A 14,925-nucleotide genomic window follows, 5' to 3' on the forward strand; every position below is an offset into this window, starting at 1 on the left:
ATCAGGCGATCAAGTCTGAGCCGAGCTCAACAAGTGTGATCTCCGGCGGAACGCCGAAGCGGACCGGCAGGATCGAGCAGCCGAGGCCACCTGAAACAATCAGGTGTCTCGGTTCGCTGATCACACCCAGATGTCGCGATATCCTGGTCCCATCCCGGTCGATGACGTGACCATAGGAGCGGTGCTTGCCAAGTGGCGTCGGTTTCACCGGGCGATAGCCGAAGACATTGATTTGCCCGCCATGGGTGTGCCCGCTCAAGGTCAGGCTGACCCGGTCAGGCACCTCGCGAAAGATGCGCGGCTCGTGGGCCATCAGCAGGATCGGCCCATCATCTGTCACTTGAGCCAGTGTGCCGGACAAATCGTCCAGTCCGCGCCAGCTTCGGCGCTTGGCCCGCTTGCTCGGATACAGCGCGAGCTGATCGTCGAGTCCCGCAAGCCAGAAGGAATGGCCGCCCTTGGTGATGCGTGTTGCGCGGTTCTGATAGAGCGGAATTCCGGCATTGATCAGGGCCTTACCGTATTTGGTCGGGCCGTTCCCGGTCAGCTGGGCTTGTGCATCATCCCACCAATCGTGATTGCCAAGGATCGCATGAACACCGAGCGGAGCGGACAGGCCCCCGAAAATGTCGGCCCAGGCTTGCGGCTCAATCGGGTCATATTGCCATTTGTGGCTGGCCACATAGTCTCCCAGCATCAGGATGATGTCCGGCTTCAGCGCATTGGTCTGGTCAACGATGTACCGAACGCGCTCCAATCCCATCCACGGGTCGCATATATGCGGGTCGGCGATCAGGGCGGCACGCAGTTTCAGATCCTTCGGCCAACGTGGAGGCGTCAGGGCATAGCGCTTGATGTTCAGTCGAAAAGGTTCGATGCCGACCGCATAGGCTGGTGCGCTCAACGCCCCCAGCGCCGCAATGCCCAGTCCTTTCAGGAAAGTTCGTCGTGTGAACATGTGCCCCTCACATGATGTCTGCCGTTTCATGAAAGGTTAGGCGGCGTTTTCGGCTCCAGAATGATGCTTAAACGGAGTTTTGAGGGCGATTCGAAGGCGCCTGCCTTATTTCGGTGCCGGCCGGTTCGCCCGACAACGTCACTTCTTGGCCCGCGTGAGGGTATAGGATTCCTGCTTCTGGTCTTCATTGTGGTCGTGCGGAATTTCGATCAGCCGGACATCCAGAAGGCCGTTCATGTTGCGCACGAACAGCGCCTTGGTACTCAAAAACCCGATCAGATAAGAGCGAATACCGCCGTATTCCCGAAACTCGGCTTTTTGCCAGCCCCATTTGCAGTCTCTGGGGGAGCATTTGGTGAAGGCGCGCAGGCGCATCTGCACGTCATTATCAACGCATTTACTCTCAATCTCGATCCGGGTGATTTCCTTTGCCTTGGCAGACTTGTTCACCCAGATCCCGTCCTCAGGGATCGGACAATAAATGCGGTCCTGCGCATGAGCGGGTATCAAAAGCAGAAATGACAAAAGAAAAAATAAAGTGGTGCGCATAGCCCTTACTCCGTGCAATTCACCTTGCCTCGTGCCGGGTTAACTCCTGACTAATACACTTTTTTGGCGAGCCGTGTCGGAGAACCTCATGAGCATTCAGAAGTTGGAGATCCCGAGCCTTCAAGGAGACCGGATTATCCTTCGGGCACCACAGCCTGCGGACTTCGGAGCTGTTGAAGCGTTCTTTGCCGATCCGAAAGCGTCCCGGTTTTATGGTGGTCCCCTGTCACGCCTGCAGGCATGGAGAAGTTTCGCTGCGCAAATCGGACATTGGGCGCTGCGTGGCTATGGCGTCTGGATGATTGAGGAAAAGCAGAGTGGGCAAGCGCTCGGCGCCTGCGGGTTCTATTGGCCGGAAGGGTGGCCGAGGCGCGAACTCACTTGGTGGCTGTTGCCCGAAGCGCGCGGCAAAGGCATCGCGAGCGAGGCCTCTTGTCTTGCGATCCGTCATGCCTATGACGTTTACCGCTGGGACCTCGTTGAAACACACATGAAGGATGAGAATGAAGCTGCGCGGGCCCTGGTTCACCGGCTTGGCGGAGAACTCATGGCCCGCGAAAGATTTCCGGACGGATTCGCCCGGAACGTATATCGTCTGCCAAACGGGAATTGACGGATATTAGCGCTTCTTGCCTGCGATCAGGCCTTCGCGCTGAGCCAGCTTGCGAGCGGCTTTACGAGCGCGGCGGACAGCTTCTGCCTTTTCACGGGCACGCTTTTCGGAAGGCTTCTCGTAGTTCCGGCGCGCTTTCATTTCGCGCAGAACGCCTTCACGCTGCAGTTTCTTCTTCAGTACACGAATTGCTTGTTCTACGTTGTTATCGCGGACGAGGACTTGCAAGTTATCTCCTGACATTTGCCGGTGCGGTCAGCCAAACGACGGGCACCGTTGATGGCGGCCGAGAATCCCGACCGCAGATTGGGAACGCAAAATAGCAGCTTTCCGCGAAAATGCACCCCATATTTCGCAGAAAATCGGCAAAGCTCATATTTTTTATGCCGATGTCGGCCCCCTGTTGGCCTCGTTTGGTCAATCACGACCGAGAGCGAGGATGGGCGCGATCAAAGGCGGTTAGCAGGGCTGCACTATCGATCTGGGTATAAATCTGGGTGCTTGAGAGGCTCGCGTGGCCCATCAACTCCTGAATGGTGCGAAGGTCACCGCCACCAGCCAGAAGATGCGTGGCAAAGGAATGGCGCAGGGCGTGAGGTGTCGCGCTCTGTGGCAGGCCAAGCGCGGAGCGCATCTTTTCCATGGCCTTCTGGATCAGGCGAGGGTTGAGTGGCCCGCCGCGCGCGCCGACAAACAGCGGCCCGTCTGGCGAAATCGCATAAGGGCAGACCTTGAGATAGGCTTCCACGGCTTCGGTCACAGCGGGAAGCAGGGGGACCAGCCGCTCCTTGCCGCCCTTGCCCTTGATCCGCATGGTGCGGGCTCCTGCTCTGGGAGCGGTCTTGCCGGTCAGGGAGAGGGCTTCGGAAATGCGCAAGCCGCAGCCATAAAGCAAGGTCAGCACGGCGATGTTCCGCGTCTCCAGCCAGGCTTCGCTTTCAAGGCCAAGGTCGCCGGAAATCACCTCTTCAGCATCGGGAACGGTCAGCGGCTTGGGGAGAGATTGTGCGATTCGTGGCGGACGAACCGCGCCGATCGCAGCTGCGTTTATGTCGCCCCGCCGTTCCAGGAATTTCAGGAAAGAGCGAGCTCCGGAGAGCCCTCGCGCCAGAGAGCGGCTGCCAGCCTTGTCGGCCTGTCGGCGTTTGGCAAGAAAGCTTCTGAAGTCTGCCGGGCGCAGTTCGCCAAGGTCCTTGATGCAAGGCGCGCCGCCAAAGTGTCCGGTCAGGAATTTCAGGAACTGGCGCACATCCCGCTCATAGGCAACCAGCGTCTTGTCCGAGAGGCGGCGTTCGTCGGACAGGTGGTCCAGCCACTGATTGAGAGCGGCATTGAGGTCCGGTTGCGCGTGGACGAGAATCAGGTCTTCGGTCGAATTTGCCATAGGGCCGAAATGTACCAGCGCCGGGAAACCGACGGGTTAACGACCCAAGCAGGCTTGCAAAAGCTTAATATCTGCACAAAAAAACACCGGGCGATGCGCCCGGTGTCTTTGCAGATCGTGAATGCGGAACAGCTTAGAGGATGCTCTGACCAGTCTTTGCCCAGTCGGCGAGGAAGGCTTCGAGGCCCTTGTCGGTCAGCGGATGCTTGACCAGCGCCTTCAGCGTTGCCGGCGGAACAGTTGCCACATCTGCGCCAATGATCGCGCAGTCGCGCACATGGTTGGCGGTGCGGATGGAAGCCGCCAGGATTTCCGTGTTGAAGTCGTAGTTGTCGTAGATCACGCGGATTTCGCGGATCAGTTCTAGACCATCAAGATGGATATCGTCGAGGCGGCCAATGAACGGAGAGATGTAGGTTGCTCCAGCCTTTGCAGCCAGCAGCGCCTGGTTCGCAGAGAAGCAGAGAGTGACGTTGGTCTTGGTGCCTTCGTCGGTCAGATGCTTGCAGGCCTTCAGTCCGTCAAAGGTCAACGGAAGCTTGATCACGACATTGTCTGCGATCTTCTTCAGTTCGTGGGCTTCCTTCATGATTGTCGCGAAATCGGTTGCCGCGACTTCGGCGGAAACATCACCATCGGTAATCTCGCAGATCTCCGCGATGACTTCCTTGAACTGACGGCCGGACTTGGCGATCAGGGACGGATTGGTTGTGACACCGTCCAGCAGACCGGTTGAGGCCAGTTCCTTGATTTCGGCTGTGTCGGCGGTATCGACAAAGAACTTCATGAGACGCACTCCTTGGGGGCAAAGGCTCGAATGGGTCGCCAAACAGGTTTCAGTCTGGCAATTAAATCCCGTATCGGCGCCTCTTTACCTTAGGATGCGGCGAAGCAGAACCCCGATTCGAAAAATTGAAAAGACTGGATGCCGGCAGACGAGCCGATCCGAGGATATGAGCGTTGCTGTTTGACGAGCTGGAAGACGACACGGAGACCATCGCCAGCGTTCTGGTTCCTGTCGCTGTGCCGACGGCCTATACTTACCGGGTTCCGGCAGGCTGTCATGTGGTGTCAGGCACAATCGTGAAGGTTCCGCTCGGCACGCGCGAGGTGGTTGGAGCTGTTTGGGATGTTCAGCCCGATGCGGGTATCAGTCCGAAGAAACTGAAACAGATCAGCCGGGTCTTCGATGCGACGCCACCTATAGATGCCGAACTGCGCCGCTTTGTTGACTGGGTGGCGGGTTGGACGCTTGCAGCTCCCGGCATGGTTCTGCGCATGGTGCTGAGGTCCGAGGAAGCATTGGAGCCGGAAGCCCCTGTTCCCGGTGTTCGCAGGATCGAGGGGCAAGAGCCGGATCGGAAAACACCAGCCCGGGCTCGCGTGCTGGCCACCATGGAAGACGGGTTTGCGTGGACCAAAAGCGGGCTGGCTCATGCAGCTGGTGTCAGTGCGTCCGTCATTGACGGTTTGATCCAGCAGGGCGTTTTGGAAGTTGTCGAAATGCCGGCGGCCTTGCCATTGCCGAAACCCCAGACGGATTATCTCAAGGTGGATCTGACGCCTACGCAAAAGGTGGCGGCTGACGGGATCCGGGCGTCTTTCGACAAGGGCGCATCCGTCTCGCTGATCGACGGCGTGACCGGCTCGGGAAAAACGGAAGTCTATTTCGAGGCGATTGCAGAGGCGCTTGATCGAGGCAGGCAGGCACTGATTCTGGTTCCGGAAATCGCCCTGACCGAACAGTTTCTGCGCCGATTCGAACAGCGTTTCGGAGTTTATCCTGCCGAGTGGCATTCCGAAATCACGCCGAAAAACCGGGCACGGGTCTGGCGCGGCGTGGCAAGCGGAGATGTCCGGGTTGTGATCGGTGCCCGCTCCTCCCTGTTCCTGCCCTTTCTCGAACTTGGCCTCATCGTGGTCGACGAAGAGCATGACGGGGCCTTCAAGCAGGACGACCGCGTTCCGTACAGCGCCCGCGATATGGCCGTGGTGCGCGGACATATCTCGAAGTTTCCGGTCGTCCTTGCATCAGCGACACCCTCAGTGGAAAGCCGCGTGAATGCCGAGCAGGGCCGCTACAATCGATTCGTTCTGCCGGATCGAGCGTCGGGCGCCGCTCTGCCGGACCTTCATGCTGTCGATATGCGTCAGAAAGGGCCGGAGCGCGGGCGCTGGATCGCGCCCCCCTTGCTCAATGCGATTCGCCAGGCCTATGCGGACGGGGCCCAAACCCTCCTCTTTCTGAACCGACGTGGATATGCGCCGCTCACCCTCTGCCGCACATGTGGCCATCGTTTCCAGTGCCCCCACTGCAGCGCATGGCTGGTGGAGCACCGGTTTCAAAAGCGCCTGACCTGTCATCACTGTGGTCATTTCGAGAAAGTTCCCGACGCCTGTCCTTCCTGTTCATCCACGGATTCGCTGGTCGCCTGTGGACCGGGTGTGGAAAGAATCGCCGAGGAAGTCTCTGATTTGTTTCCTCAGGCCCGCACCCTCGTGCTGTCCTCCGACATTCAGGGCGGACCTGATCGACTGCGGCGGGAAATGAAGGTGGTCGAAGAGGGCGGCGCGGATATCGTCATTGGCACCCAGCTTGTGGCCAAGGGGCACAACTTCCCGAAAATGCGGCTTGTCGGGGTGATAGACGCCGACCTTGGTCTCGCACACGGGGACCCAAGAGCCGCGGAAAAGACGTTCCAGTTGCTGGCGCAGGTAACCGGGCGTGCAGGCCGTGTAACTGGCGGCGGAGCGGGGTATCTCCAGACCTATGCCCCAGATCACCCTGTCATTCGGGCGCTGATGTCTGCAGACCGGGACGCCTTTTATAGTGCCGAGATCGATGCGCGACGGGCGGCAGGTCTACCCCCGTTCGGCAGAATGGCGGCCATCATTATTTCTGGGCCCGACAAGGCCTTTACCGAAGGCTATGCCAGAGCCGTTCTGCGTACGGCTCCTGTTGACGCCGCTGTGACGATCCTTGGACCGGCAGAAGCAGCGCTTGCCATGGTGCGAGGGCGTCACCGGTACAGATTGCTGGCGCTTGCGCCCCGCAATGTGGATCTTCAAGGCTATCTTCGGTCGTGGCTTTCTGTCGCACCCAGACCGATGAAGGGCCTTCGGGTCCAGATAGACATTGATCCGCAGCACTTTATGTAGCGCAAAAAGCAGAACTTTCTTCAAAAGGGCCTGGAAACATAGACGAAAGAGACTCTGTCCCTGATAAATCTACCGATTTTGGGAGATTCAAACCGTCTCAGCCCTAAAAATCGCACGAAATCGCGCATTCCAGCCATTTGGTGAAGTTGCACACTTCAAAACCCTGTGCTAATGGAGGCGCGGCTTTGGGGGAACGGTTTAACCGTCATACCTTCTGACCCTGAAATCATTCATTTTTTCAATGCCTTGCGAACACTAGCTGTTTTGCGGGCCTGAAAAACGTCAGAGAGCTCGGACCTGGTGACTGACAACGTATCTCTCGTATCCGGCGTGGCATTGCGATATGCGTCCGCCCTCCTCGACCTCGCTGAGGAACAGGGTGTGACTGCCGACGTGGAACGGGATCTTGCTAAATTTGAGGGCCTCCTCAATGAAAGCACGGATCTCGACCGTCTCGTGAAAAGCCCCGCTTTCAGTGCTGAAGAGCAGCTTGGTGCGCTCACGGCACTTCTCGCCAAGGCTGGAATTTCCGGCCTTGCTGCCAATTTTGTGAAGCTGACCGCCAAAAATCGGCGTCTCTTCGTACTTCCCGGCATGATCAAGGGCTTCAAGGCCCTGCTGGCAGAAAAGCGCGGTGAAGAAACCGCCGAGGTGGTTTCGGCCACTCCTCTGTCGGACGAGCATGTCGCAGCCCTGAAGGAAGCGCTGTCTGCTTCCCGCGGGAAATCGGTAAATATCGCAGCTTCGGTTGATCCTGCGCTGATCGGTGGCCTCGTGGTCAAGGTCGGCTCCCGCATGATCGACACGTCGCTGCGGACCAAACTCAATTCACTCAAGTTCGCGATGAAAGAGGTCGGCTGATGGATATTCGGGCCGCGGAGATTTCCGCCATCCTCAAGGACCAGATCAAGAGCTTCGGTCAGGAAGCCGAAGTCTCGGAAGTCGGTCAAGTGCTTTCCGTCGGTGACGGTATCGCCCGTGTTTACGGACTGGACAATGTTCAGGCCGGTGAAATGGTCGAGTTCCCGGGCGGTGTCCGGGGTATGGCTCTGAACCTGGAAGAAGACAACGTCGGTATCGTTATCTTCGGTTCTGACCGTGACATTAAAGAAGGCGACACCGTCAAGCGGACTGGCGCGATCGTGGAAGTCCCGGTCGGCAAGGGCCTGCTGGGCCGCGTTGTTGACCCGCTTGGCAACCCGCTCGACGGCAAGGGTCCGATCGAAGGCGCTGAAATGCGCCGCGTGGACGTCAAGGCGCCGGGCATCCTGCCGCGCAAGTCCGTTCATGAGCCGATGTCCACTGGTCTCAAGGCAATTGATGCCCTGATCCCGGTTGGCCGTGGTCAGCGCGAGCTGGTCATTGGTGACCGTCAGACCGGCAAGACCGCAATCATTCTGGACACCTTCCTGAACCAGAAGCCGCTGCATGCAGGCAATGACGAGAGCAACAAGCTCTACTGCATCTATGTGGCCGTTGGTCAGAAGCGTTCCACCGTTGCCCAGTTCGTCAAGGTTCTGGAAGACAACGGCGCTCTTGAATACTCCATCGTCGTCGCTGCGACCGCTTCCGATGCGGCTCCGCTGCAGTTCCTTGCACCCTTCGCAGGCTGCGCAATGGGCGAGTATTTCCGTGACAACGGCATGCATGCCGTGATCGGATACGACGACCTTTCCAAGCAGGCTGTGGCATACCGCCAGATGTCCCTGCTTCTCCGCCGCCCGCCGGGACGTGAAGCTTTCCCGGGCGACGTTTTCTACCTGCACTCCCGTCTGCTGGAGCGTGCAGCAAAGCTGAACGAAAACCACGGCTCAGGCTCGTTGACCGCACTTCCGGTTATCGAAACCCAGGGCAACGACGTGTCGGCCTTTATCCCGACCAACGTGATCTCGATCACAGACGGTCAGATCTTCCTTGAAACGGACCTGTTCTACCAGGGTATCCGTCCGGCCGTTAACGTCGGTCTGTCGGTGTCCCGCGTGGGCTCGTCTGCTCAGATCAAGGCGATGAAGCAGGTTGCAGGCCCGATCAAGGGTGAGCTGGCTCAGTACCGCGAAATGGCGGCCTTTGCCCAGTTCGGCTCCGATCTCGATGCGACCACCCAGCGTCTGCTGAATCGTGGTGCCCGCCTGACCGAACTCCTGAAGCAGCCGCAGTTCTCGCCGCTGAAGACCCAGGAGCAGGTTGCTGTCATTTACGCCGGCGTGAACGGCTATCTCGACAAGCTTCCGGTCGATCGCGTGGGTGATTTCGAAGAAGCTCTGCTGCTCTTCCTGCGTGGGGAACATGCTGACCTTCTGGACGCCATCTGGGAAAAGAAAGCCCTGGATGACGAGCTGACCGGCAAGCTGAAAGCTGCGCTGGATCAGTTTTCCAAGAACTTCGCTTAAGACCTCAGTCGGGATAAGGAGCAGGGGCGGCCATGCCGAGCCTGAAGGACCTACGAAACCGCATCGCTTCTGTTAAGGCGACGCAGAAAATCACCAAGGCCATGCAAATGGTGGCCGCGGCGAAGCTGCGTCGTGCTCAGGACGCTGCGGAGGCCGCCCGGCCCTATGCGGAACGCATGGGTGAGGTGTTGGCCAACCTAGCCGTGGCCTTTGAAGGCCGCGACGATGCGCCGAAGCTGATGGCTGGTACAGGCAAGGACGACGTGCATCTGCTCGTCGTCGCTACTGCCGAACGTGGCCTGTGCGGCGGCTTCAACTCGAACATCGCAAAACTTGCGCGGGAACGGGCCAAAACCCTGATTGCGCAGGGCAAGACGGTGAAAATTCTCTGTGTCGGCAAGAAGGGATACGACTCCCTCAAGCGTGACCTTGGCGAGCATGTCATCAAGACGATCGAACTGCGCGGCGTGAAGAACGTTGGCTTCGATAACGCGGATGAAATCGGCCGGGAAGTGCTTTCCATGTTCGATGCAGGCGAGTTTGACGTCTGCACGCTGTTCTATTCCGAGTTCAAATCGGTGATCAGCCAGGTGCCGAGTGCCCTGCAACTCATTCCGGCTCACTTTGAGAGCTCGGAAGGAGAGGCAGGCGGCGCGGCGGCGATCTACGAATATGAGCCGGATGAAGCTGAAATTCTGGCGGACTTGTTGCCTCGCAACATCTCCATTCAGGTATTCCGCGCGCTTCTTGAGAATTCTGCATCTGAACAGGGGGCACGCATGTCTGCAATGGACAATGCGACCCGCAACGCAGGCGAGATGATCGACAAACTGACGATCAGCTATAACCGCCAGCGTCAGGCTCAGATCACCACAGAATTGATTGAAATTATCTCGGGCGCGGAAGCGCTCTGACGGATCGAGACAAGGATAGGGATATGGCTGACAAGAATGTCGGAAGAGTCACCCAGGTCATCGGCGCCGTTGTCGACGTCAAGTTCGATGACAACCTGCCGCTGATCCTGAACGCTCTGGAGACGGACAATCAGGGCTCGCGCCTGGTTCTGGAGGTTGCACAGCACCTCGGAGAGAACACTGTTCGTACCATCGCAATGGATGCAACTGAAGGTTTGGTGCGCGGTCAGGAAGTCGTCGATACTGGTTCGTCGATTTCTGTGCCGGTCGGTGTTGGCACTTTGGGCCGCATCATGAACGTGATTGGTGAGCCGGTTGATGAAGCCGGTGAAATCAAGCACGAAACCAAGCGCGGAATTCACCAGGACGCTCCTGAATTCGTGGAACAGTCCACCGAGGCGGAAATCCTTGTGACGGGCATCAAGGTCGTGGACCTTCTCGCTCCGTACGCAAAGGGCGGTAAGATCGGTCTGTTCGGCGGCGCTGGTGTTGGCAAGACAGTTCTGATCATGGAACTGATCAACAACATTGCAAAGGCGCACGGCGGTTATTCTGTATTCGCCGGTGTTGGCGAGCGGACCCGTGAAGGTAACGACCTTTACTGGGAAATGATCGAATCCGGCGTGAACAAGGAAGGCGGCGGAGAAGGCTCCAAGGCTGCGCTGGTTTACGGCCAGATGAACGAACCTCCCGGAGCCCGTGCCCGTGTGGCGCTGACCGGTCTGACGATCGCGGAAGACTTCCGTGATCAGGGCCAAGACGTTCTGTTCTTCGTGGACAACATCTTCCGCTTTACCCAGGCTGGTTCCGAAGTGTCTGCGCTTCTTGGCCGTATTCCTTCGGCAGTTGGCTATCAGCCGACACTGGCAACCGACATGGGTGCCATGCAGGAGCGGATTACGACCACGCACAAGGGCTCGATCACGTCTGTTCAGGCCGTATACGTGCCTGCCGATGACTTGACCGATCCGGCGCCGGCTTCGACCTTCGCCCACTTGGATGCAACGACGGTTCTGAACCGCTCTATCGCTGAAAAGGGTATTTACCCGGCTGTGGACCCGCTGGATTCCACATCTCGTATGCTCAGCGCCAACATCATTGGCGAAGAACACTACGAGACCGCACGTGCGGTTCAGGTGACCTTGCAGCGCTACAAGGCTCTTCAGGACATCATCGCCATCCTCGGCATGGACGAACTGTCTGAAGAAGACAAGCTCACCGTTGCCCGTGCTCGCAAGATCGAACGCTTCCTGTCCCAGCCGTTCTTCGTGGCTGAAGTCTTTACCGGTTCTCCGGGCAAGCTCGTGGCTCTGGAAGACACGATCAAGGGCTTCAAGGGTCTGGTTGCCGGCGAATATGATCACCTTCCGGAAGCTGCCTTCTACATGGTTGGCTCCATCGATGAGGCGATCGAAAAGGCACAGCGTCTGGCTGCAGAAGCTGCCTGATAATTCAAGAATCCGGCGCGATGGATCGCGCCGGATTCCCGAGTTCGGGGACCGTACAAAGGTCCTTTCGTAAGTCGACTGATAGGAAAGACGCCAAATGGCCGATACATTTCAGTTTGAACTGGTCTCGCCGGAGCGCCTCCTGCTTTCCGAACAGGTTCTGGAAGTTGTTGTTCCGGGAACCGAGGGCGAGTTTGGCGTTCTGAAGAACCACAGCCCGTTCATGTCCACCATCAAGCCGGGTATCCTCAAGGTCCGCAAGGATGGCAATGCTTGGGATGAATACTTCGTGCGGGGTGGTTTTGCCGATGCCGGCCCGAATGGGCTGACCATTCTGGCCGAGCGTGCAACGCCGGTTTCCGAAATCAGCGCCGATGATCTGGCACAGCAGATCAAGAACGCTGAAGAAGACGTTACCGATGCCAAGGATGACGAAGCTCGTCAGAGGGCATCCATGCAGCTTTCACAGCTGAAGGATGTTGCTGCGGCCCTCAAGGCAGCCTGATACGGCATTCGACTATCTGGATTACCTAAAACGCGGTCATTTGGCCGCGTTTTTTGTTTGTCTCGTTTGCATTGGATTCCAAACCAAAATCGCGCAAATCCCGGGCAACAAAAAACCCGACCAGTGGCCGGGTTTTCAGGTGTGTGCGGTAACCGCACAGATCTGCTTTTGTTTTCAAGCAGCTTTGTTCTCTGTGCCTCGCCTCAGGCGGCGCGGCGGAATGTCATCGGCACGCTGCCGGACCGGCTGCGGCGGCGCTCTTCCGGCGGGATGTAAACGATGGCGCTGTGTTCATCGCAATAGGAGACACCAGCCTCAACACGGTTCGAGCAAGGAAACGTGTAGTTTCCCGCGTCGCCTTCGGCCCACTTGCAGCAACCCGGACGCGGGAGGCTCATGTTATCCATCGTATATTCCTCTTCCTCAAAGACGCATGGCGAAAACGCTCGAGCATCCTTTGGGAGGAAAGGATCCGAACAGCTTTCGTTCAATTACGGATTAGGCGATTGTCCATCAGCCCCACGATGTGGCAGAGCTTCACTTCAAACGCAGGGTGTAGATAAATCGGTTGTCACGAAAATGCAATAGAGCGAAGCGAATAAGAGCCCTGCGTGTCGCGCATATCTAATGGTATTATTAAGATTATGTTCACCGGTTCTCCGGTTTCACACTGTGAATCCTTTGGTCGGTAGAAACTTCTACTCTGGAAGGATTCCACCAGCATCCAAAAGAGCTTGCGGGGTGTCGAGATCAAGCCGGGCAGCCCCTCCGATCTCAACCTCCGCAACCTGCTCGGGATGATCCGATACCAGATTTCGGCCGCCGATATCGCCTTCAAGCGCCCTCAGGTCTGCAAAAAACCGCCGGTCCCAGAGAACAGGATTACCCCGCTTGCCGTCTGCTGTAGCCATCACAATGCCCTTGCCGGTCTCGGTCATGGCATTTGTAAGCGCCTTCATATCGCCGGTGGTTATTCGCGGCATGTCGCCAAGCAGAATCAGGACGCCATCGAGCTCTGGTGACAGAGCATTCATCCCGGTCCGGATGGAACTGGCCATCCCGTCGGCATAGTCCGGATTGTAGGCTGCAATGACTGGAAGATCCGCCAGCGCGCCTTGGACCCTGTCATGCATGTGCCCGTAGACCACAGCAATCTCGGCAAGGTCCGCACCGATTGCAGCCTCAACCACATGGCGCAGGACTGGCTTCCCATCCAGATGTGCCAACAGTTTGTTTGGCCCGCCCATCCTGCTGGATTTCCCGGCGGCAAGAACAACAGCACCGATTCGCGGTTGCAGCGAGGTCGACCTGATCTCCCGTGGCTGGGGCCTGCTCTCAATTTCCATTAAAAGCCCCCCAACGCCCATTCCGGACAGATCGTGAGCGGTCACGGGTATGTCGGCGAGAATACGGTCAAGAACCCAGTCAAAACCATTCTCCCGCGGACTGCGGGCACAGCCCGGCGCTCCTATGACCGGGGTGTCATCAAGCTCACCAAGCAGCAAGAGATTCCCCGGATCAACCGGCATGCCGAAATGACGGACACGACCTCCTGCGACCTCTATTGCTGAAGGCAGAATGTCCTTGCGGTCGACCACTGCAGATGCCCCGAAGAGTATCAGAAGCTCTGCCCCTCCCGACTTCAGTTCACGCATTGCCTCGGCTACAGCCTCGGCAGAATGGGGGACTCGTTTTTCGCAGATGATGCTGCTGTTGCTGAGATCAAGACGCTGCTGAAGAACCCGGCGGGTCTTGTCCATGGTGGCTGGCTTGAGGTGATCCAACTGCGTTGCGATCAGGCCGACCTTCAGGGAGCGAAAGGGATAAACACGCAGACCTTTCGCTATCAGGGTTTCAGCCTCGCGGACCTTGGTGTTTGAAGCTGCAAAGGGAATGATCTTTGCGGTTGCCACCATTCGCCCTGCGCTCACGCGCGCGAAGTTGGGCAGGGTCGCCAGCGTGATCGACGGGTCAACCCGGTTGAGCGAATTGACTGCGGTCTCATCGGCAACGAAGACGCCCGGAGCGTCGGCATAGAGATTCACGCGGCCCGTGAAGGGCGCATCAAGCCACATTCCTCCGCCATCAGCGGCCTGTGCGATCTTATGCGCAGCCTCATCTTCGCCAGTGTCATCGGCTGAAAGGCGGGCTACGGTTATGCTTTCGATCCCCGCGACGGCAAGGCCACGGACATCCACCCCGGTCAGAACATGCCCCTTCTTGAGGGTCCTGCCGGAAACCTGGGTGGAATGAGCGAGGACACATCCTTCGGCTTCTCCGATCGGCACCGGTCCAAATTCCATTATCGGGCCTCCGGCTTCCGCAGGGCCTGTATCACGCTTCCAAGAACGGCAACGGCGATTTCGGCCGGAGAGGAAGCACCGATATCGAGGCCAATCGGCGCATCGATCCGTCGGAATTCCTCATCGGAAAATCCGGCTTCCAGAAACCGGTCGCGGCGTTTGCCGTGGGTCTTTCGACTGCCCAAAGCTCCCACGTAAAAGCACCCCTCGCGCAGGGCCTGCTGCAAGGGATAATCGTCGATCTTGGGATCATGGGTCACGGCAGCGAGGGCTGTGTAGGCGTCCAGCGGTGTCTCTTCAAGCACCTCTTGCGGCCACTCGGCCTTGAGCAGAGTACCGGGGAACCGATCTTCGGTGGCAAAAGCCGTACGCGGGTCGATGACGGTCACGTCGAAGCCGGCAATCTGAGCCATCGGCACCAGTGCCTGGGTGATATGGACAGCCCCAATCAGGACCAGGCGTGGGGAGGGAACGGAAACGGTCAGAAAAAACGATCCCGCTTGGGTTTCGACATGTCCGGACTTTCCGGAAAGAAAGCGCTTTTCGAGGTCTTCCTTGAGCGGATCACCGATCAGGTCCGTTACCTTTTCCACCAGCCTCTGGCTGCCGTCGCTCATGTTGGTGACCAGTATGGCGGCTTGCCTGTTGGATCGAAGCTGGTTGAGGCGGGTCAGGAGAGTAAGGTCCATCTTAATGACGCTC

General features: G+C 58.1%; 15 protein-coding genes. 7 read left to right on the plus strand and 8 right to left on the minus strand.

The genetic code is table 11. From position 1 onward, the window contains the following. Position 1: 1 nt before the first annotated feature. Positions 2-958 (minus strand): metallophosphoesterase, encoded by a 957-nt coding sequence (locus F0155_RS06640; protein ID WP_150523712.1) that lies wholly within the window; start codon positions 956-958, stop codon positions 2-4. A gap of 138 nt (positions 959-1,096) precedes the next feature. Then, complete coding sequence (locus F0155_RS06645) at positions 1,097-1,507, minus strand: serine/threonine protein kinase (protein ID WP_150523713.1); 411 nt, start codon at positions 1,505-1,507, stop codon at positions 1,097-1,099. A gap of 88 nt (positions 1,508-1,595) precedes the next feature. Between F0155_RS06645 and F0155_RS06650 the strand changes: the two genes are divergently transcribed. After that, positions 1,596-2,120: a GNAT family N-acetyltransferase gene (locus F0155_RS06650; protein ID WP_150523714.1), complete on the plus strand. Its 525-nt coding sequence runs from the start codon at positions 1,596-1,598 to the stop codon at positions 2,118-2,120. A gap of 6 nt (positions 2,121-2,126) precedes the next feature. Here the strand turns inward: F0155_RS06650 and rpsU are convergent, their stop codons facing one another. The 3 genes from rpsU to fsa form a co-directional block, all read right to left on the minus strand. Next, entirely contained in the window at positions 2,127-2,348 is a 222-nt protein-coding gene (rpsU, locus tag F0155_RS06655) for a 30S ribosomal protein S21 (protein ID WP_150523715.1), read from the minus strand. Between the two features lie 193 nt (positions 2,349-2,541). Further along, entirely contained in the window at positions 2,542-3,504 is a 963-nt protein-coding gene (locus tag F0155_RS06660) for a tyrosine recombinase XerC (protein ID WP_150523716.1), read from the minus strand. A gap of 133 nt (positions 3,505-3,637) precedes the next feature. Continuing rightward, positions 3,638-4,291, minus strand: a complete 654-nt coding sequence (fsa, locus tag F0155_RS06665) for a fructose-6-phosphate aldolase (RefSeq protein ID WP_150523717.1) — start codon at positions 4,289-4,291, stop codon at positions 3,638-3,640. Positions 4,292-4,464: 173 nt separating this feature from the next. Between fsa and F0155_RS06670 the strand changes: the two genes are divergently transcribed. The 6 genes from F0155_RS06670 to F0155_RS06695 all read left to right on the plus strand — a co-directional run bounded on the left by F0155_RS06670 (position 4,465) and on the right by F0155_RS06695 (position 11,920). Then, positions 4,465-6,663 carry a primosomal protein N' gene (locus F0155_RS06670; RefSeq protein WP_150523718.1) on the plus strand — a complete coding sequence of 733 codons (2,199 nt, stop codon included), beginning with the start codon at positions 4,465-4,467 and terminating at the stop codon, positions 6,661-6,663. 300 nt (positions 6,664-6,963) lie between these two features. Continuing rightward, on the plus strand, positions 6,964-7,524 hold the full coding sequence (locus F0155_RS06675; RefSeq protein WP_150523719.1) for a F0F1 ATP synthase subunit delta: 561 nt from the start codon (positions 6,964-6,966) through the stop codon (positions 7,522-7,524). Further along, complete coding sequence (gene atpA, locus F0155_RS06680) at positions 7,524-9,053, plus strand: F0F1 ATP synthase subunit alpha (RefSeq protein WP_150523720.1); 1,530 nt, start codon at positions 7,524-7,526, stop codon at positions 9,051-9,053. The genes F0155_RS06675 and atpA overlap by 1 nt, the downstream gene beginning before the upstream one ends. Before the next feature lie 32 nt (positions 9,054-9,085). Next, positions 9,086-9,967, plus strand: coding sequence for a F0F1 ATP synthase subunit gamma (locus F0155_RS06685; protein ID WP_150523721.1), 882 nt, complete (start codon positions 9,086-9,088; stop codon positions 9,965-9,967). A gap of 23 nt (positions 9,968-9,990) precedes the next feature. Next, entirely contained in the window at positions 9,991-11,415 is a 1,425-nt protein-coding gene (gene atpD / locus F0155_RS06690; protein WP_150523722.1) for a F0F1 ATP synthase subunit beta, read from the plus strand. A gap of 97 nt (positions 11,416-11,512) precedes the next feature. Then, positions 11,513-11,920, plus strand: a complete 408-nt coding sequence (locus F0155_RS06695) for a F0F1 ATP synthase subunit epsilon (RefSeq protein WP_150523723.1) — start codon at positions 11,513-11,515, stop codon at positions 11,918-11,920. A gap of 203 nt (positions 11,921-12,123) precedes the next feature. Here the strand turns inward: F0155_RS06695 and F0155_RS06700 are convergent, their stop codons facing one another. The 3 genes from F0155_RS06700 to F0155_RS06710 form a co-directional block, all read right to left on the minus strand. After that, positions 12,124-12,327: a hypothetical protein gene (locus F0155_RS06700; RefSeq protein WP_150523724.1), complete on the minus strand. Its 204-nt coding sequence runs from the start codon at positions 12,325-12,327 to the stop codon at positions 12,124-12,126. Between the two features lie 291 nt (positions 12,328-12,618). Further along, positions 12,619-14,223 carry an NTP transferase domain-containing protein gene (locus tag F0155_RS06705; protein ID WP_150523725.1) on the minus strand — a complete coding sequence of 535 codons (1,605 nt, stop codon included), beginning with the start codon at positions 14,221-14,223 and terminating at the stop codon, positions 12,619-12,621. Then, a complete protein-coding gene (locus tag F0155_RS06710) occupies positions 14,223-14,912 on the minus strand; it encodes an XdhC family protein (protein WP_150523726.1) in 690 nt (229 codons plus the stop codon). Before F0155_RS06710 ends, F0155_RS06705 begins: the two co-directional genes overlap by 1 nt. Between the last annotated feature and the right edge of the window lie 13 nt (positions 14,913-14,925).

Source organism: Roseibium sediminis (genome assembly GCF_008711325.1).
In the GTDB taxonomy this organism is placed as follows: Bacteria; Pseudomonadota; Alphaproteobacteria; order Rhizobiales; family Stappiaceae; genus Roseibium; species Roseibium sediminis.

What these genes read in the sequence shown, in the direction of transcription:
- F0155_RS06640 (WP_150523712.1), bottom strand. Translation starts at nt 958, where the DNA reads ATGTTCACACGACGAACTTTCCTGAAAGGACTGGGCATTGCGGCGCTG.
- F0155_RS06645 (WP_150523713.1), bottom strand. Translation starts at nt 1,507, where the DNA reads ATGCGCACCACTTTATTTTTTCTTTTGTCATTTCTGCTTTTGATACCC.
- F0155_RS06650 (WP_150523714.1), top strand. Translation starts at nt 1,596, where the DNA reads ATGAGCATTCAGAAGTTGGAGATCCCGAGCCTTCAAGGAGACCGGATT.
- F0155_RS06660 (WP_150523716.1), bottom strand. Translation starts at nt 3,504, where the DNA reads ATGGCAAATTCGACCGAAGACCTGATTCTCGTCCACGCGCAACCGGAC.
- fsa (WP_150523717.1), bottom strand. Translation starts at nt 4,291, where the DNA reads ATGAAGTTCTTTGTCGATACCGCCGACACAGCCGAAATCAAGGAACTG.
- atpA (WP_150523720.1), top strand. Translation starts at nt 7,524, where the DNA reads ATGGATATTCGGGCCGCGGAGATTTCCGCCATCCTCAAGGACCAGATC.
- F0155_RS06685 (WP_150523721.1), top strand. Translation starts at nt 9,086, where the DNA reads ATGCCGAGCCTGAAGGACCTACGAAACCGCATCGCTTCTGTTAAGGCG.
- atpD (WP_150523722.1), top strand. Translation starts at nt 9,991, where the DNA reads ATGGCTGACAAGAATGTCGGAAGAGTCACCCAGGTCATCGGCGCCGTT.
- F0155_RS06695 (WP_150523723.1), top strand. Translation starts at nt 11,513, where the DNA reads ATGGCCGATACATTTCAGTTTGAACTGGTCTCGCCGGAGCGCCTCCTG.
- F0155_RS06700 (WP_150523724.1), bottom strand. Translation starts at nt 12,327, where the DNA reads ATGGATAACATGAGCCTCCCGCGTCCGGGTTGCTGCAAGTGGGCCGAA.
- F0155_RS06705 (WP_150523725.1), bottom strand. Translation starts at nt 14,223, where the DNA reads ATGGAATTTGGACCGGTGCCGATCGGAGAAGCCGAAGGATGTGTCCTC.
- F0155_RS06710 (WP_150523726.1), bottom strand. Translation starts at nt 14,912, where the DNA reads ATGGACCTTACTCTCCTGACCCGCCTCAACCAGCTTCGATCCAACAGG.